Raw genomic sequence first — 16,198 nt, forward strand, 5'->3', positions numbered from 1 at the left:
CTCAAGGAGCTCAGTGCTGCTTCGGGTTGTGGGTGGCGGCCTCGACGGGAAGGTCGACCTTGATGGGGTCGGCCTTCTCGAAGTGCAGCTCGATGCTGACCTTCTCGCCCTGCTTCGGCTTGGTCTTCAGGCCCATGAACATGATGTGGCTGCCGCCGCGTTCGAGCTTCAGCTCACCGTTGGCAGGGATGTCGAAGGACGTCACCTGCTGCATCTTCTGGTTCTTCGTCTCGTGGATCTGGACGTCGTCGGAGATGGGGCTGGTGACGGAGGTGAGCTTGTCCGCGGTGGTGCTGTCGTTCTTGATGGTCAGGAAGCCGCCGGCCATGTCCATCACGGGCTGCGGCATGAACGCGCCGCTCACCTCGAGTTCGGGCTTGCCGCCGGCTTCGGCGGAGCTGTCAGTCGAGCATCCGGTCAGCGCGAGTGCGGCCGTGAGGGCGACGGTGGCGGACAGGACGGTGGTGCGGCGGTTCACGGGTTCTCCCCCTTGATGATCTTCGGCAGGTCCTTGGCGTAGTCCTCGACGGTGGTGTCCTCGCCGTACAGGACGTAGCCCTGGTCGGTCGTGGGCGAGAACGCGATCACCTGGGCGCCGTGCATGGAGACGACCGAGCCGTTCTTCTCCTTCTTCGGCGGGTCGATGCCGATGCCGATCTGGCGGGCGCCCGCCTGGATCGTGGAGAAGTCGCCGGTGAGACCGGTGAAGGAGGGGTCACCGGCGGCGGGGAGCCACTTGGCCAGTGAGGCCGGGGTGTCCCGCTCGGGGTCGGTGGTGACGAAGACGACCTGGAGCTTGTCCTGGTCGGCCTTGGGGAGCTGCTTCTTGGCGATGGCGATGTTGCTCATCGTCAGCGGGCAGACGTCGGGGCAGTGCGTGTAGCCGAAGTAGATCAGCGTGGGCTTGCCCTTGGTCTTCTCGCGCAGGTCGAACTTCTGGCCCTTGGTGTCCGTGAGGACGAGGTCGGGCTTGGTGAACGGCCGGTCGAGGACCGTTGCGGCCTTGGTGCTGTCGCCGTCGGTGGAGACTTCGGCGACCGGTCCGTTGCCGGAGCCCGTCGTCTTGTCGTCGCCTCCGCCGAGGCCGACCACGGCTGTCACCGCGAGGGCGGCGACGACCGCGACGGCCGCGGCGATCAGGGGCGCGCGGCGGCTGGGCCGGGGCTGCGCATCGGTCTTCGGGTCGGTCGTCTTCTGGACTGACATGAAAGGTGTTCTCTCTACGGAAGGGGGTCAGGCCGAGCGGCGGCGGCCGGCGAGCACACCGAAGGCGACGCCGGCGATGCCGACGAGGATGCCGACGACGCCGAGTACGCGGGCGGTGGTGTCGCTGGAGTCGGCGTGGTTGTCGGCGGCGGCCTCGGTGTGCGGCTTCTCGTCGTGACCGGCCTTGTCGTCCGTCTTCGCGCCGCCGCCGTGGTGGTCGTCGGTCGCCGCGGAGAGCTTCAGTACGGGGGCGGGGTTCTGCGGCTCCTCGGCGCCTTCCTTGGTCTCCTCGATCCAGCGGACGACTTCGTTGTTGTCGTAGGTCTGGATGGCCTTGAGGACGAGCTGGTCGGTGTCCTCGGGCAGCTGGCCGAGGGAGAGCGGGAACTGCTGGAACTGGCCGGGGCCGATCTTCGAACCGTCGGCGGTCCAGGTGACCTTGGAGACGGCTTCGTTGATCTTCTTGCCGTGCAGCTCCAGCGGCTTGGCGAGCTTGGCCTTGGTGACCTCGGCCTTCCAGCCCGGCACCGGCTGCGGCATCACGGACGCGAGCGGGTGGTCCGTGGGGAAGTTGACCTCGACCTTGACGGTGGAGGCGTTGTCGCGCTCGTTGGGGACCTTGATGTTGACGGTCGCGTAGCCGCCCTTGGCGGCCTCGCCCTGGGGCTGCACGCTGACGTGCGCGAAGGCGGTGCCGGAGAGGAGGACGACGGACGAGAGGGCGATGCCACCGGCGACGGCGATACGGGAAACGTTCATGGCAGAAGACACTCCAGCTCGGGAGAAGGGGTGGGAGGTCCACCACGCCGACTGCCGCGGCGACGCGGCGGATCGGTGCGACGGATCGGTGCGCTCGAGCGGTGCGGCAGAGCGGTGTGATCGAGCGCGACGACCGGTCGTGGGCGTGGGGACGCGGTTCACCGCGGCCCGCTCCCTGTGAGCGGTCCGCGTCAGGCTGCGAGGACGCAGTCGGCGGCCGGCGGGCCGCGTCGGATCACCGTGTGCTGGAGTGCCGCCGCGACGGGCGGCGGAGAGGTGTCGGCCGCGGTACGGGCGGGGCGGCGCGGCCCGGCCGCCGGGAGCCCGGGAAGGCCGGCGAGCAGCGCCCGTACGAGAGTCAGTGCGGCGCGCAGGGACCGGACGAGGGCGCCTTCGGCGAGTTCGGTCGCTCCGTGGGCGGAGAGCCGGACGAGTCGGCCGAGGGCGAGGTCGCCGCGGCGCAGCAGCCAGCCGGTGGCGAGCGCGGCCAGCAGGTGGCCGAGCGCCATCGGCAGGTTGGGCAGCAGGTCGGTGTTCTGCGCGGCGCCGGTCGCCAGGTGGGCGGCGTGGGAGGGGTGCGGCTGGGTGGCCGCGGTGGCCGGGTCGAGGCCGGCGTCGGTGATGATCCGGGTCGCGTCGGCGGGGCTGATCGACGCGGCCCCCGCGCCGCAGACCAGCTTGGCGGCCATGCGGATCAGTGCGTCGTCGGAGGCCGGGCCGAGGGTGCCGGCCGTCAGCGGGCGCTGTCCGAGGCCGAACAGGACGTGCAGTCCGAGTTGTCCGCCGGCCAGCGCGGTGACGATGACGGGAAGTGAACGCTCCCGTCCGGCGAAGAGGACGGTGATCCCGAAGATTCCGAGGAATCCGGCGACCACGGTCCACAGTGCGATGCCCGCGCATGCGGCGAGGGCGTGTCCGAGCCCGGACAGCACGACGCAGACCGCGGTGAACACCGCGGCCCTCAGCAGGCGTGGCGCGAGCGCGGGGGCAGACATGGCGGGGCCATCATCGCACCAGGCCCCTGCCTGCCATACGGCAGGTCCGGAAGGTCACCCTTTGGTGCCTTCGGGCGCGACATACACCGGCCCACGGCGTGCCCACATCCGCCGAATGAGCGCTCTTGTGTTCCTCAGGGGCTTACGGACCCCTTCGGGCGGCAATAGGTATCGGTATGTCGAGCCGCAGCATGTCGAGCCGCAGCCAGGAGGCTGGAGCATGAGCATCTGGTGGTCTCTCCATCTGCGGCGCGAGGCCGCGAGCGTTCCGCTCGCCCGGCGGCTCCTTCTCGGCACGATGGAGACCGCGGGCGTCGACCCGGACGTGTCGTACGAGTTGTCGGTCGCGCTGACCGAGGCGTGCGCCAATGCCGTCGAGCACGGTGGTGACACCGGTTCCGGTGTGGGCTCGGAGGCGTATCGGGTGACCGCTTATCTGGACGGCGAGACCTGCCGGATCGAGGTGGCGGACTCGGGTCCGGGTTTTTCCGGTTCGCCGCTGCCCGCCGCGCCCGATGCGGAGAACGGTCGGGGTCTGCGGTTGATCGAGGAGCTGGCGGACCATGTCCACTTCGGCCGTACGGGCCGGGGAGGGGCTTTGGTCAGCTTCGACAAGATCGTCAAATGGCGGTCGGACTCCCCCTACGCCGTGGGCGCGGGGGCACCCCCACCTCTGGCGCTGGCCTGAGTACGGCTGCCGGATACGGGAAGGCCCCCGCCGACCGGTGTCGGCGGGGGCCCTCTCGTAGGCGCGCGGGTCAGCCCTTCAGGGCGGCCATCCATGCCTCGACTTCGTCGGCCTGGCGCGGCAGCGAGTCGGAGAGGTTCCGGTTGCCGTCCTGGGTGACGAGGATGTCGTCCTCGATGCGGACGCCGATGCCTCGGTACTCCTCCGGCACGGTCAGGTCGTCGGCCTGGAAGTAGAGTCCCGGCTCGACGGTCAGGCACATGCCCGGCTCGAGGGTGGTGTCGACGTACGTCTCGGTGCGTGCGGCGGCACAGTCGTGGACGTCCATGCCGAGCATGTGGCCGGTGCCGTGGAGGGTCCAGCGGCGCTGGAGGCCGAGTTCCAGGATGCGGTCGACCGGGCCCTCGATGAGGCCCCACTCGACGAGCTTCTCGGCGAGGACGCGCTGGGCGGCGTCGTGGTAGTCGCGGTAGGCGGCGCCGGGCTTGACCGCGGCGATGCCGGCCTCCTGCGCCTCGTAGACGGCGTCGTAGATCTTGCGCTGGAGCTCGGTGTAGCGGCCGTTGATCGGCAGGGTGCGGGTGACGTCGGCGGTGTAGAGCTCGTTGGTCTCCACTCCGGCGTCGAGGAGCAGCAGGTCGCCGGAGCGGACCGGGCCGTTGTTGCGGACCCAGTGGAGGGTGGTGGCGTGCGGTCCGGCGGCGCAGATGGAGCCGTAGCCGACGTCGTTGCCCTCGACGCGGGCGCGCAGGAAGAACGTGCCCTCGATGTAGCGCTCGCTGGTCGCCTCGGCCTTGTCGAGGACCTTGACGACGTCCTCGAAGCCGCGGGCGGTGGAGTCGCAGGCCTTCTGGAGCTCGGCGATCTCGAAGTCGTCCTTGACGAGGCGGGCCTCGGAGAGGAAGACGCGCAGCTCTTCGTCGCGCTCGGCGGTGACCTTGTCGGCCAGGGCGGCCTGGATGCCGGCGTCGTGGCCGCGGACGTTGCGGACGGGGCCGGTGGCGTCCTTGAGGGCGGCGGTGAGCTTGCGGACGTCCTTGGCGGGGATGCCGAGGAGCTGCTCGGCCTCGGTGAGGGAGTGGCGGCGGCCGACCCAGAGTTCGCCTTGGCCGTCGAGCCAGAACTCGCCGTTCTCGCGGTCGGAGCGGGGCAGTAGGTAGATCGTCGCCTTGTGGCCGCCGTTCTTCACCGGTTCCAGGACGAGGACGCCGTCCTCGGTCTGGTCGCCGGTGAGGTAGGCGTACTCGGTGGAGGCGCGGAAGCTGTACTCGGTGTCGTTGGAGCGGGTCTTCAGGTTGCCCGCGGGGATCACCAGTCGCTCGCCGGGGAAGCGGGCGGACAGCGCGGCGCGACGGGCGGCGGTGTGCTTCGCCTGCGCGATCGGCCGCAGGTCGTGCAGCTCGGTGTCGGCCCAGCCGGACTTCATGTTCTCGGCCAGCTCGTCGGAGACGCCCTGGTAAAGGCCGTTCTTACGCTGCTTGATCGGCTCTTCGGTCTCGTCCGGGGTCTCCGGTGTGAGCTCCTCGGCCACGGGTCTGCCTCCTCATTGGTACGACACTGAACCATCACCATCGTACGGTCGTACGGAAGGGGGCCCAGGGCCGGAAGACCCGTTACCGCTGAGTCACATACCGCTCACTCGAAGCGGGCCGCGAGCAGGACCACGTCCTCCCCGTCGACGGCGCTGTCGAGGCCGTCGGGCAGCAGGGTCCGCAGTACGTGATCGGCGATGGCACCGGGGTCGGTGCGGTCGGCCTTCGGCACGCTCGCGGCGGCCGCGTGGAGCCGTGCGAAGGCCCGGTCCATGGGGTCGCCGGTCCGGCGGAGCAGCCCGTCGGTGTAGAGCAGCACCGTTTCTCCGGGGGCGGGGGCGATCTCGACGCTGGGCGCCTCCCAGCAGGCGAGCATCCCGAGGGGGGCGGACAGGGAGGTCTCGACGAACTCGGTGCGGTGGTCGCCGATGATCAGCGGCGGGGTGTGCCCGGCGCCGGCGAGGACGAGTTTGCGTTCCTTCGGCTCGGAGTAGGCGAAGAGCGCGGTGGCGGAGCGGGCGGGCTCGGTCAGTCGGAGCAGGAGTTCCAGATCGGACAGGACGGCGACGGGGTCCTCGCCTTCCATGACCGCGTACGCCCGCAGGGAGGCGCGCAGCCGGCCCATGGCGGCGAGCGCGCTCGGGCCGGTTCCGGACACGGAGCCGACGGCGAGTCCGAGGGCGCCCTCGGGCAGCGGCAGCGCGTCGTACCAGTCGCCGCCGCCCTGGGGGCCGGTGCGGTGGCGGGCGGCGAGCTGGACGCCGGGGACGCGGGGGAGGCGGCTGGGCAGCAACTCCTCGGCGATGGTGGCGACCTGGACGCGGGCGCGTTCCAGCTCGAGGAGGCGGCCGAGGTGTTCGGTGGCGTACCGGCCGTAGAGGCCGACGAGGTGGCGCTGGCGTTCGACGGGTTCGGCGGGCTCGTCGTAGAGCCAGACGAGGGCGCCGAGGCGGCCGGCGGCCTCGGTGGCGAGGGGGAGGGCGTAGCTGGCGGCGTAGCCGAGCCGGGCGGCGACCTCGCGGTGGCGCGGGTCGAGCTCGGCCTCGCCGAGGAGGTCGGGGACGGCGATCGGATCGGGGACGGCGGTCCGGGAGCCGGTCGGTTCGGGTAGGCCGTCGAGGATGCGGCCGTAGGAGGTGGCGCTGCGCGGCACGGTCTCGATGGTGCCGAGCTCGGCGTGGGCGAGTCCGAGGCCGACGGTGGACGTCGGGCCGAGTCCGTCGGCGGGTTCGAAGACGGCCATGCCGCGGCGGGCTCCGACGAGGGCGGCGCCGGCGCGGAGCACCTCGTGCAGTGCCTCGTCGAGCGAAGCGGTCTTGACCAGGCGTTCGGTGAGTTCGTGGAGGGTGGTGAGGTCGGAGACCCAGCCGGCCAGCCGGTCCTGGATCATCGCGCCGGGGATGCCCGGGAGGGCCGCGGCGGACGGGATGACGGTCGGGATGGGCGCGGCAGTGTGCGCGGGCGAGGGAACCGTGGAATCGATTCCGGCCACTTTCGGCAGGTGTGGGGCGCTCATGTCGACCGGCTTTCCGACCGGTTCGTTTCGCTCATTAGCATCGCAAACCCCCATGTCAATCTGCGCCGCTAGCAATGCATCCACATGTACACGCACAAGAGGAGCGATGTCCAGCATTGTCCCCGCGGGACTTGTGGTGTCTATGGGGTTTGACGGAAGGGTTGAAGTGCAGGCCAAGTTGGCTGAAAATTACCCCCACCGTGCACCTTTTGCGGTCGACTGGCGTCGTTTGAAAGCGCGTTGATTTGAACGTGATGGGTACGTAAACGGTGATGGCCAGGGGCAGTTGAAGCAGCCCCGGAACCTGGCAGGGTGCCTGGGCGTCCTCACCGCCGCAGGCCGCGCCCCTCGAGTGGACGACGAGCCTCAGCTCGGCCCCTCCCGCCCCACCGCACGGGGCGGTGAACCGCCGACCTTGTACGCGCTGATACGCACAGTGAAGTGATCTGCACATGGTGTGATGTGGATTCGGCGTTCAACGGAAAGGAACGAGCGCTCATGCGCGAGATCCTCGGAAGGCGACGCAGGTTCCGGTTCCGGCGCAAGGAGAGGACCGTCCGGCTCGACGCGGCGCTCACCTGCGCCACCGATTGGGGCTGGCCCGTACTGCCCGGCGTGGGGCTGAAGACGACGACGCGCATGTCCGGCGGTGCACGTACGTCCGGAGCGGCCGGCTGCGCCTGCCCCGACCCGCAGTGCGTCGTCCCCGGCGCGCACCCCTTCGACCCCGGGCTGCTCGCGGCCACCACCGACGAGCGCATGATCCGCTGGTGGTGGACCCGCCGCCCGGACGCCCCGATCGTCCTGGCCACCGGCGGTACGGCGCCCTGCGCGCTGAGCCTGCCGGCCGTCGCGGGGGCGCGCGCCCTTGCGGCCCTCGATGCGATGGGCATGCGGCTCGGCCCGGTGGTGGCCACGCCGACCCGCTGGTCGCTGCTGGTCGCCCCGTACAGCCTCGAACAGCTCGGCGAACTCCTCTACGCGAAGGACAGCGTGCCCAGCTCGCTGCGCTTCCACGGCGAGGGCGGCTATCTGCTGCTGCCGCCGTCGGTCGCGGGGACGGGGCAGGTGCGCTGGGAGCGGGCGCCGCTGCGGGGCTCGGCCAGGCCGTGGCTGCCGGACGTGGAGGCGGTGGTGGACGCGCTGGTGGAGGCGAGCACCGGCGCGCCGGGCGGCGGCAGCAGACTCGCGTACTGACTGGCGGACGGGCTGGTCGGCGGACGTCCGGCTGGCGGAGGGCCTGGTCGGCGGACGTCTGGGCCGCGGACGGTCCGGTCGGCGGAGGGCCTGGTCGGCGGACGTCTGGGCCGCGGACGGTCCGGTCGGCGGAGGGCCTGATCGGCGGACGTCTGGCCGGCCGGCGGCGACCGGTGCGGCCCGTGTGGCTCGCGCGGCAGCGGTGGGATCCCGGGGTCGTGTCCGGCGTCTGCGTCACCCGAACGGGTGTGAGGCTGCCCGACTTGTACGGGAAATGGGCGCGCGGCGCACGGTGCGCCCCCGATCCGCCGATATCTTCGGCCCACCGTTCACGAGTCGCAGCCAGCCGGGCAGGTGGGTCCCATGAATCTCCGCATGATCGGGCTCGGGGCCGTCGTGGTGGCTGCCACGCTGCTGCCGCTGGCTGCCCTGGCGGGCCCGGCAGCCGGCCCGGGGCCCGGCGACGACGCGAAGCCGAAGGCCGACGGCGGCCTGCTGCCGGGGCTCGGCCTCGGCGCTCCCGCGGGCGCTCCCACGGAGCAGCCGACGCCCCCGACTCCACCCGCGACGCAGCCGTCGCCCTCGGACCTCCCCGGCCGCGCCTCGCACTGCGGACCCGAGCTGACCTCGCCCGACGGGATCGAGGCCCAGACCTGTGTGCTCACGGAGGGACCCGACACCTGGGCGCGCACGTACTACCGCAACGCCACCGGCCAGCGGCTGGACGCCGTGCTCACCCTGATGGGCCCCGGCGGGCGGACCGTACAAGTGCGCTGCGCCGTTGCCGCACAGGACGAACCGGGGGCCTGCGAGACGCCTCGGGAACGCGCCCGGGGGGCCGCTTCGGCATATTCGGCGGTGGCGGAATTCGCGGGTGCGGGAGAGGGCGGCCGTACGCCGCTGCTGCTGCGGTCGGGGAGCAATGCGGCCGGTGCGGGCGGCAGTTGAGTCATCGGACGGGATCCGTCCGGACATGAGAAGGCCCGGTCGCTGGCGACGGGGGATGCACCAGCGACCGGGCTTCTAGAACGGTAACAAGAGATCTGCGGTTCGCAAATTCGATCTCGGTTATTCGGACAGGGATTTACCCGGTCGTGCGGGGGAGTTGTGGCGGAAGTCACCGACTGATCGGTCTGTCAGTCACCACGGCCGCCCCGGAGGTCAGCTGAGAGTGACCTGACGGTTGGTGAGACCACCGCGCGCCCGGCGCTCCTCCGGCGTCAGCGGGGCGTCGGAGGCCAGCGCCGTGGCCAGTCGCTCGGCGAACTCGGCGGCCGGCTTCTCGCACTCCTCGGCGCCCATCGACGTCGGCAGGTCCCAGACGGGGACCATCAGGCCGTGCGCCCGGAAGGAGCCGACCAGGCGGGTGTCGTCGCGGAGGGAGGAGGTGCCGGCTGCGTGCAGGCGGGCGAGCGCGTCGAGGAGCTTCTCCTCGGGGTACGGCATGACCCAGCGCAGGTGGTTCTTCTCCGGGGTCTCGCACCAGTACGCGGAGTCCACGCCGGTCAGCTTGACGGTGGGGATCGCGGCGGCGTTCGCCCGCTCCAGAGATGCGGTGACCTCGGGGTTGGAGTTGTCGGCGGACTCCGGAATCCAGAATTCGAAGCCCTCGTGCACGACCGGCGCAAAATCGCTGTTCGGGTCGAGCAGGTCCTGCAGGCGGGGGCCCTCGGTCGGGACGCGGCGGGCGGTGACCGGGGTGCCGGGCTCCGCCTCCAGGGCGCGCTGGAGGGTGTCGGCGAGATCGCGGGCGAGGTCGCCGGAGGAGGAGTCGTTCTGCAGCGCGAGCAGCACGGAGCCGTCGTCGCGGCGCAGCGCCGGCCATGCCATCGGCAGCACGGTCGCGAGCGTCACGGACGGCACGCCCTCGGGCAGCCCGTCCTTCAGGGTGAGCGGGACGGTGGCGGCGGGCACCAGTTCGCGCAGCGCGACCCAGTCGCACTCGCCGGGCAGTCCCTCGAAGGGGCGCTGGACGAGCTCGGTCACGGCGTGCGCGGCGGCCCGGCCGTGACACGCCTTGTAGCGGCGGCCCGAACCGCACGGGCACGGCTCCCGCGCACCGACGACCGGGATCTCCCCGTTCGTGACCTGTGCCTTGGCGGCCTTCGTCTGGGGGCGCTTCTTGGCCATGGTGTGGCTTCTCCCGATAGCGGCAGTGCTGTTGTGCAGGCGCCGTGCTCGGTGCACGGCTCTGTGTCGGGCGAGCCTAGCCGTACGGAAGCGATGCGGGGCGAAGGCCGCGTCGGTGGGTGTCCGACCAGCGGCCCGGCCCTGCTGTCCGTTGTCGCGCGGGCTCTGTCCCGCAGCCGCAGCGCGGTCAGCTGCCGCTCGGTCCTCAGCCCGGATCCCGAGCCCAGATCCCGAGCGCGCATCCCCTAGCCCGGATCCTCAACCCAGATCCCGAGCCCGGGCCCCGAGCCCGGATCCTCGGCCCAGATCCGAGCCCGGATCCTCGGCCCAGATCCCCAGCCCAGGTCGTCGTACGTGCCCCGTCAGTCCAGGTCGTCGTACGCGTCCAGGAAGTCGAAGCCCGAGCCGCCGCCGACCCTCGCCGCGAAATCCTCGCGGCGATGGCCCTCGGTGACGATCACCCAGACTGTGACCTCGCCGCTCGCGCTGTCCCGTACGCCCCAGTCCTGAGCCAACGCGCTGATGATGTTCAGCCCACGGCCGCCGCGAGCGGTGACCGAGGGCGTCGACGGAACAGGCCGTGTCGGACCACCGCCGTCCGTCACCTCGACCGTCAGGCCACCCGACGCGTCGACGCGCCACGCGGCTCGGACGTCCCCGTCGCCCACCTCGGCCCGCCCCAGCGGCCTGCCGTGCCGGCAGGCATTGCTGAGCAGCTCGGAAAGGATCAGTACCGCATCGTCGACGACCGATTCGGACATCCCGCTGCGGCTCAACTGCTCCCGCATACGGTGTCGCGCCTCACCCACGCCCGCAGGGCCATGGGGTACGGCCATGCTCGACGACGTGGGCACCTCCTGTGCCACCACCAACGCCACCCCCGAGACCTCCTTTGCCCCACGCCACGGTGTGGATGCCCCAATGGCCTGGACCGGAAACCGGCCGATAAGCGTCCGGTGACGCACTCGTGACGATCGAGTACGGACCGAACGCGCCGGTGCACTCCCTGTAAGGCCCGATACGGGTGGGGAGAACGGGTCAAACGCGGCCCAACTGGGACAGCACCTGCTTCGGGCGGTTGGTGATGATCGCGTCCACGCCGAGCCGCTCGCACAGCTCCACGTCTTCCGGATCGTCCACAGTCCATACATGGACCTGGTGTCCGGCCTTCTGGAGCCGAAGGATCACGGTGGGGTGGTGGCGGACGATCCGGATCGACGGTCCGGCGATCCGCGCGCCCGACGGCAGCCGCCCGTCGCGCAGCCGGGGCGTGACGAACTGCGACAGCGAGACGATGGGGAGGGTCGGCGCGGCGGCCGCGATCCGGCTCAGCGAGCGCGGCGAGAAGCTCATGACGCGTACGGGGGAGTCCTCGGGGGCCGCCGGTTCGGCGAGGCCGAAGCGCTTGAGGAGGTGGAGCAGTCGCTCCTCCACCTGGCCCGCCCAGCGGGTGGGGTGCTTGGTCTCGATGGCGAGCTCGACGCGCCGCCCGGCGTCGGAGACCAGCTCGAGGAGGCGTTCCAGGGTGAGGACGGACGTGAGCTCGGGGTCCTTCCAGTCCGGACTCTCCCTCGCCTCCTCGCGCCCCTTCCAGGTGCCGAAGTCGAGGGCGGCGAGGTCGGCGAGCTCCAGGGCGGAGACGGCGCCGCGGCCGTTGGAGGTGCGATCGACGCGCCGGTCGTGGACGCAGACGAGGTGGCCGTCGGCGGTGAGCCGGACGTCGCACTCGAGGGCGTCGGCGCCGTCCTCGATGGCCTTCACATAGGCGGCCAGAGTGTGTTCCGGGGCGTCCTCGGAGGCTCCGCGGTGGGCCACCACCTGGACGGGGACGCGGTTCGTGTGCTGCCGTGCGTGGGTCACCGCGTCATGGTGCCATTGGCGGGGCGGCCGTACCGGATCGTGTCCGGTCTGTCCGTAAATAAAGAATCGGGCGCGGACGCACAGCTCCGGCTTACAGTGGCCTGACGCCCTGTGGGAAAAGCTGTTCGCAGCACCCTAGTGATGGCATCCACCCGTGCAGTGAACGAGGAGAGAGCTGTGAGCACCGAGAACGAGGGCAGCGCGGTTCCGGCGGACCCGAATGCCCCGTCCGTCCCTCCCGCCCCTCCGACGCCTCCCGCCCCTCCCGTACCGCCTGCTGTGGACGCCTCCGAGACGGCAGCGGTGTCGGAGCCGACGCCCGGGCACTCCCCCCGGTCCGAGCACGCCACCGCACCGCTGCCTGTGACCCCTCCGGCGGAGGTCCCGGCCGGCGCCGGCGCGAGTGCCGGTGCACCGGCGGGCGCGGGTGGCCGGCCCCCGCAGCCGCCGGCCGTGCCGGCCTGGGGCGCGCCCGTCCCGCCTGCCCCACTGGCCCCGAAGAAGCGCACCGGCGGCCTGGTCGCCGCGGTTCTCGTGGCCGCGCTCGTGGCCGGTGGTGTGGGCGGTGGCATCGGCTACTGGGCGGCCGAGCGCGGTGACGAGGGCACCCGCTCGACCACGGTCTCTTCGGCGGACTCCCCCGCCGCCTTCAAGCGTGACCCGGGGACGGTCGCGGCGGTGGCCGACAAGGCGCTGCCGAGCGTGGTCACGATCCAGGCGAAGTCCGGTGGCAGCAGCGGTGAGAGCGAGGGCGAGGGCGGCACGGGCACCGGCTTCGTCTACGACAAGGAAGGCCACATCGTCACCAACAACCACGTGGTGGCATCGGCGGCGGAGGGCGGCACGCTCTCGGCGACCTTCTCGAACGGCAAGACGTACGACGCGGAGGTCGTGGGCCGGGCGGAGGGCTACGACGTGGCGGTGCTGAAGCTGAAGAAGGCACCGGAAGGGCTGACTCCGCTGCCGCTCGGCGACTCCGACAAGGTGGCGGTCGGCGACTCGACGATCGCGATCGGTGCGCCCTTCGGCCTGTCGAACACGGTCACGACGGGCATCATCAGCGCCAAGAACCGCCCGGTCGCCTCGGGCGACGGTTCCGGCGGCGGCAACTCGTACATGAGCGCGCTGCAGACGGACGCCTCGATCAACCCGGGCAACTCCGGCGGCCCGCTGCTCGACGCCAGCGGCGCGGTGATCGGCATCAACTCGGCGATCCAGTCGACCGGCAACGGCTTCGGCCAGTCCCAGGCGGGCTCGATCGGCCTCGGCTTCGCGATCCCGGTCAACCAGGCCAAGAACGTGGCCGAGCAGCTGATCAAGACGGGCAAGCCGGTGTACCCGGTGATCGGCGCGACCGTGAACATGGTCGACAAGGGCGAGGGGGCCACGATCGCGGACGAGGGCGCGGGCGGCACTCCTTCCGTCACCGCGAACGGCCCGGCGGCGCAGGCCGGCCTGAAGGCGGGCGATGTGATCACCGGCTTCGGTGACCGTCAGATCGACAGCGGCCCGACGCTGATCAGCGAGATCTGGACCCACCAGCCGGGCGATTCGGTGGAGCTCACCTACGAGCGCGACGGCAAGACGGCGAAGACCACGGTCACCCTGGGCGAACGCACGGGCGACAACTGACTAGTCGAGCGTGGTCTGGGGCAGGGAGGCGTAGGACGCGCGGGTGTCCGTGTCCGTGTCGATCAGGCTGACCAGGACGGGGTTGGGCCCGGGCGGCGCTCCCGTGAGGGCGCGGACGCGGTAGCGGTAGGTGGGCGCCGCGTCCTTGGCCAGGGGTGTGCCGCCCTCGTAGAGCGCGTACGGGAAGGCGTCGTTGGCGATGCGCAGCGTGGCCGGGCGCCAGGTCCCGGTCGCGCGGTCCCAGCGCTCCAGGGTGTAGGCGGGGTGGGCCGAACCGCCCGGCATGGCCTCCATCTGGAAGGCGAGCAGCAGGTGCCGGTAGGCGCGGGTGTTGCCGTTGTCGAGGGTGACGGTGAACCCCTGTGCGGCCCCGCCGGGCTTCAGACTGAGCCGACCGCCGGGCGCGGCCACGCGCATCGAGAGGTACGTCGGCACGGGCGGCCTGGTCGCGGGCTTCGACGTCGGCGGCGCGGTTCGGCTGGGAGCGCTGGTCTTGGGTGTGGACGTGGGACTCGCCGAGGCGGAGGCCGAGGCCGAAGGCGTGTGGGTGACGACCGGGGCAGGGACCGAGGCCGAGGTCCGGGAGGCGGTCGCCTTGCCCTGCGTACTGGATCCGGTCCCGGGCCCACAGCCGGTACCGCCCGCCGCCAACAGGGCGGCACCCACGGTGCCGACGACGAGCGCGCGGATACGGCGCATCGGGTGCTCCCTGGTGATGGTCGGCTCGGTTGCCGGGGGAACCGTACCGACGCCAGGACACGGGCAAGCCGAGCGGCCGTAACGCTTTGCGGACGGTCTCCGACCGTCACCACCCCCTCCTCCGGCCGCCCCTCCCCGCCCCAGGCGCCCAGCCGGTAGGCTGTTGCCCGCTCCGCAGCAGGTGAGGCGGGGCATGGGTGGGTTGCCCGAGCGGCCTAAGGGAACGGTCTTGAAAACCGTCGTGGCGCGAGTCACCGTGGGTTCAAATCCCACACCCACCGCCAGGTGAAATGGCCCCTGACCAGGATCGATGGTCGGGGGCCGTTCGCTTGTTCAGGCACTGTGATCGCCCGGCGCTCCCCCTTGTTCCCTGTCTGATCGGGCACGGGAGGGGCACGTCGGAAACCTCGCCTGCCGCCCGAGAACGATCTCCCGAGCCTGAGGGCCAGACAGTCACTCTGGGACCATGCTGCATGGTCATCATCGACGTCAGCGACATTCGCGATCACCGCCAGCTTCACGCCGTGCTGCGCGATTCACTCGACTTCCCTTCGTTCTATGGAATGAACTGGGCTGCCTTCTGGGACGCAATCACCGGCTTGGTCGACATGCCGGACCACTTGCGCTTTACAGGATGGAGCGACCTGACGAAGCACCTCCCCGAAGAAGCTGATCACCTGCGGCGGTCGCTCGACGACTTTCGAAGTCAGTACCAAGCTGGCTTCGTGACCGAATACAGGTAGGGGGTTCTCACGCAGGCGCCACCACTCACCCCCAACTCCCATCCCGTCTGCCGTCGGCCCACACGTATGTGGAGCGGGCGCGGTGCCGGGCGTCCAGGTGGAGCGCGCCACTGTACGAACGACCTGGACGCCCGGTGCCGTGTCTGCTCGGCTTGTCCTGGGGCGATGGCAGGCGGGATGGGAGTTCCCCGCCTCAGCACCCCACCGGCCGGCACCTGTGAACGGAGCCCCCGCCAGTAGGGGGCACGACGACGATGACGACGGCTCCGCTGGTGTCCCCGCACTGTGACCAGCACTTTCACAACAGGCCTAAGCGTTGCTGCTAGCCGAAGGCCGCTGCGGGAAGCTGGGGCCCCGCAGGACTCCTTCGCGAGCGGTGGCCGTCGGGGCCCGAACCTCCGCTCCGTCTGGGCTGCGGCCAGCAGGCGGTCGAAGGTGCCGTCGGCGGCCCAGTGGGCGAAGCTTCGGACCAGGTCGGCGGTCCGGGGCGGGCCGGCTCAGCCGAACCAGACCACCAGACGGACGTTCTCGTCGCCGTACTCGGCTGCCAGCGCGCTCATCGACGCCCATACCGGGGCCCAACGGCCGTCCGGCGGAACGATCATCCCGGCCGTGTAGACCACCGGACGGTACACGGCGCCGTTCAGATGGACCTCGCCGCCCGGCGGCCATTCGTTCGGGAACAGATCCTCGCCGAAGAGCGCCTCAGCCGCGTCGAGCACCTCGACCGGCGCCCAGGGCACGTCGTGCAGGACGAGCTCGCCGTCCGGCCCCGGCCGCCACTCGCCCACACGGTTCCCGGCGGGGCGGTCGCAGATCGGCGCGTCCCAGTCGACCGCCGCGATCTCGGCCCACGTCGCGTACGAGTGGCTGTGGTTCAGCTCGTCGACGTGCTTCGGCACCTCCTCGCAGGAGTCCTCCGGCCACCCCCGTGCGCCGAAGACCGGCCGGTCCACTCCGAGGCTCCCGCCGTAGCCGAACATGGCTTCGCGCTCGTCCCGCTGCTTCCAGAGGTCGAAGTCGAGCAGATCGACCTCCATCTCCCACGCCCCGCCCGCCGTACGTGTCTCGATCAACCCGTCTATGTGCGTCCCCATAGACGCCGATGCTATTGGCGAGACACCCCTGTCCATGAGGCGGACTGTGGGCTATGTGTGGGCCAGGTCAGGTTGATGAGCCGCTGCATTCCGCTGCACTGCAGGTCAGCGGCCTACGACGCCCTGATGCGCAACGCTCTTGAA

General features: G+C 71.1%; 16 protein-coding genes and 1 tRNA gene. 6 read left to right on the forward strand and 11 right to left on the reverse strand.

From position 1 onward, the window contains the following. Positions 1–10: 10 nt before the first annotated feature. The 4 genes from ACFV9D_RS09760 to ACFV9D_RS09775 form a co-directional block, all read right to left on the reverse strand. Positions 11–478, reverse strand: a complete 468-nt coding sequence (locus ACFV9D_RS09760) for a copper chaperone PCu(A)C (RefSeq protein WP_385143520.1) — start codon at positions 476–478, stop codon at positions 11–13. Further along, on the reverse strand, positions 475–1,140 hold the full coding sequence (locus ACFV9D_RS09765) for an SCO family protein (protein ID WP_385143860.1): 666 nt from the start codon (positions 1,138–1,140) through the stop codon (positions 475–477). The genes ACFV9D_RS09760 and ACFV9D_RS09765 overlap by 4 nt, the downstream gene beginning before the upstream one ends. Before the next feature lie 93 nt (positions 1,141–1,233). Further along, positions 1,234–1,965, reverse strand: coding sequence for a YcnI family protein (locus ACFV9D_RS09770; RefSeq protein WP_385143522.1), 732 nt, complete (start codon positions 1,963–1,965; stop codon positions 1,234–1,236). A gap of 191 nt (positions 1,966–2,156) precedes the next feature. Continuing rightward, the gene (locus ACFV9D_RS09775) at positions 2,157–2,960 is read right to left on the reverse strand and encodes a hypothetical protein (protein WP_385143524.1); all 804 of its coding nucleotides are present in this window, start codon (positions 2,958–2,960) and stop codon (positions 2,157–2,159) included. Between the two features lie 220 nt (positions 2,961–3,180). Here ACFV9D_RS09775 and ACFV9D_RS09780 point away from each other — a divergent pair, with 220 nt between their 5' ends. Then, positions 3,181–3,648: an ATP-binding protein gene (locus ACFV9D_RS09780; protein ID WP_385143526.1), complete on the forward strand. Its 468-nt coding sequence runs from the start codon at positions 3,181–3,183 to the stop codon at positions 3,646–3,648. 70 nt (positions 3,649–3,718) lie between these two features. Here the strand turns inward: ACFV9D_RS09780 and ACFV9D_RS09785 are convergent, their stop codons facing one another. Further along, the gene (locus tag ACFV9D_RS09785; RefSeq protein WP_385143528.1) at positions 3,719–5,179 is read right to left on the reverse strand and encodes an aminopeptidase P family protein; all 1,461 of its coding nucleotides are present in this window, start codon (positions 5,177–5,179) and stop codon (positions 3,719–3,721) included. Between the two features lie 104 nt (positions 5,180–5,283). Further along, entirely contained in the window at positions 5,284–6,813 is a 1,530-nt protein-coding gene (locus tag ACFV9D_RS09790) for a PP2C family protein-serine/threonine phosphatase (RefSeq protein WP_385143530.1), read from the reverse strand. Positions 6,814–7,194: 381 nt separating this feature from the next. Here ACFV9D_RS09790 and ACFV9D_RS09795 point away from each other — a divergent pair, with 381 nt between their 5' ends. After that, a complete protein-coding gene (locus tag ACFV9D_RS09795) occupies positions 7,195–7,893 on the forward strand; it encodes a bifunctional DNA primase/polymerase (protein ID WP_385143532.1) in 699 nt (232 codons plus the stop codon). Positions 7,894–8,256: 363 nt separating this feature from the next. Next, a complete protein-coding gene (locus ACFV9D_RS09800; RefSeq protein WP_385143534.1) occupies positions 8,257–8,841 on the forward strand; it encodes a hypothetical protein in 585 nt (194 codons plus the stop codon). Between the two features lie 213 nt (positions 8,842–9,054). Here ACFV9D_RS09800 and ACFV9D_RS09805 read toward each other — a convergent pair whose 3' ends face one another. From ACFV9D_RS09805 to ACFV9D_RS09815, 3 genes are all read right to left on the reverse strand, one after another. Then, positions 9,055–10,023 (reverse strand): DUF5926 family protein, encoded by a 969-nt coding sequence (locus ACFV9D_RS09805; protein WP_385143536.1) that lies wholly within the window; start codon positions 10,021–10,023, stop codon positions 9,055–9,057. A 362-nt stretch (positions 10,024–10,385) separates the two neighbouring features. After that, positions 10,386–10,988, reverse strand: coding sequence for an ATP-binding protein (locus ACFV9D_RS09810; RefSeq protein ID WP_385143538.1), 603 nt, complete (start codon positions 10,986–10,988; stop codon positions 10,386–10,388). A 73-nt stretch (positions 10,989–11,061) separates the two neighbouring features. Further along, complete coding sequence (locus ACFV9D_RS09815; protein ID WP_385143540.1) at positions 11,062–11,883, reverse strand: glycerophosphodiester phosphodiesterase; 822 nt, start codon at positions 11,881–11,883, stop codon at positions 11,062–11,064. A 177-nt stretch (positions 11,884–12,060) separates the two neighbouring features. Between ACFV9D_RS09815 and ACFV9D_RS09820 the strand changes: the two genes are divergently transcribed. Continuing rightward, positions 12,061–13,515, forward strand: coding sequence for a S1C family serine protease (locus tag ACFV9D_RS09820; RefSeq protein ID WP_385143542.1), 1,455 nt, complete (start codon positions 12,061–12,063; stop codon positions 13,513–13,515). On the opposite strand, the gene ACFV9D_RS09825 is transcribed toward ACFV9D_RS09820, so the two are convergent. Next, on the reverse strand, positions 13,516–14,214 hold the full coding sequence (locus ACFV9D_RS09825) for a hypothetical protein (protein ID WP_385143544.1): 699 nt from the start codon (positions 14,212–14,214) through the stop codon (positions 13,516–13,518). Positions 14,215–14,410: 196 nt separating this feature from the next. Here ACFV9D_RS09825 and ACFV9D_RS09830 point away from each other — a divergent pair. Next, positions 14,411–14,498, forward strand: a tRNA-Ser gene (locus tag ACFV9D_RS09830). A gap of 189 nt (positions 14,499–14,687) precedes the next feature. Then, a complete protein-coding gene (locus ACFV9D_RS09835) occupies positions 14,688–14,957 on the forward strand; it encodes a barstar family protein (RefSeq protein ID WP_385143546.1) in 270 nt (89 codons plus the stop codon). 497 nt (positions 14,958–15,454) lie between these two features. Here the strand turns inward: ACFV9D_RS09835 and ACFV9D_RS09840 are convergent, their stop codons facing one another. Continuing rightward, positions 15,455–16,054, reverse strand: coding sequence for a hypothetical protein (locus ACFV9D_RS09840; RefSeq protein WP_385143548.1), 600 nt, complete (start codon positions 16,052–16,054; stop codon positions 15,455–15,457). Positions 16,055–16,198: the final 144 nt, after the last annotated feature.

The organism is Streptomyces sp. NPDC059875 (assembly GCF_042731085.1).
Lineage (GTDB): Bacteria > Actinomycetota > Actinomycetes > Streptomycetales > Streptomycetaceae > Streptomyces.

What these genes read in the sequence shown, in the direction of transcription:
- ACFV9D_RS09770 (WP_385143522.1), bottom strand. Translation starts at nt 1,965, where the DNA reads ATGAACGTTTCCCGTATCGCCGTCGCCGGTGGCATCGCCCTCTCGTCC.
- ACFV9D_RS09775 (WP_385143524.1), bottom strand. Translation starts at nt 2,960, where the DNA reads ATGTCTGCCCCCGCGCTCGCGCCACGCCTGCTGAGGGCCGCGGTGTTC.
- ACFV9D_RS09780 (WP_385143526.1), top strand. Translation starts at nt 3,181, where the DNA reads ATGAGCATCTGGTGGTCTCTCCATCTGCGGCGCGAGGCCGCGAGCGTT.
- ACFV9D_RS09790 (WP_385143530.1), bottom strand. Translation starts at nt 6,813, where the DNA reads ATGCTGGACATCGCTCCTCTTGTGCGTGTACATGTGGATGCATTGCTA.
- ACFV9D_RS09795 (WP_385143532.1), top strand. Translation starts at nt 7,195, where the DNA reads ATGCGCGAGATCCTCGGAAGGCGACGCAGGTTCCGGTTCCGGCGCAAG.
- ACFV9D_RS09800 (WP_385143534.1), top strand. Translation starts at nt 8,257, where the DNA reads ATGAATCTCCGCATGATCGGGCTCGGGGCCGTCGTGGTGGCTGCCACG.
- ACFV9D_RS09805 (WP_385143536.1), bottom strand. Translation starts at nt 10,023, where the DNA reads ATGGCCAAGAAGCGCCCCCAGACGAAGGCCGCCAAGGCACAGGTCACG.
- ACFV9D_RS09825 (WP_385143544.1), bottom strand. Translation starts at nt 14,214, where the DNA reads ATGCGCCGTATCCGCGCGCTCGTCGTCGGCACCGTGGGTGCCGCCCTG.
- ACFV9D_RS09835 (WP_385143546.1), top strand. Translation starts at nt 14,688, where the DNA reads ATGGTCATCATCGACGTCAGCGACATTCGCGATCACCGCCAGCTTCAC.
- ACFV9D_RS09840 (WP_385143548.1), bottom strand. Translation starts at nt 16,054, where the DNA reads ATGGGGACGCACATAGACGGGTTGATCGAGACACGTACGGCGGGCGGG.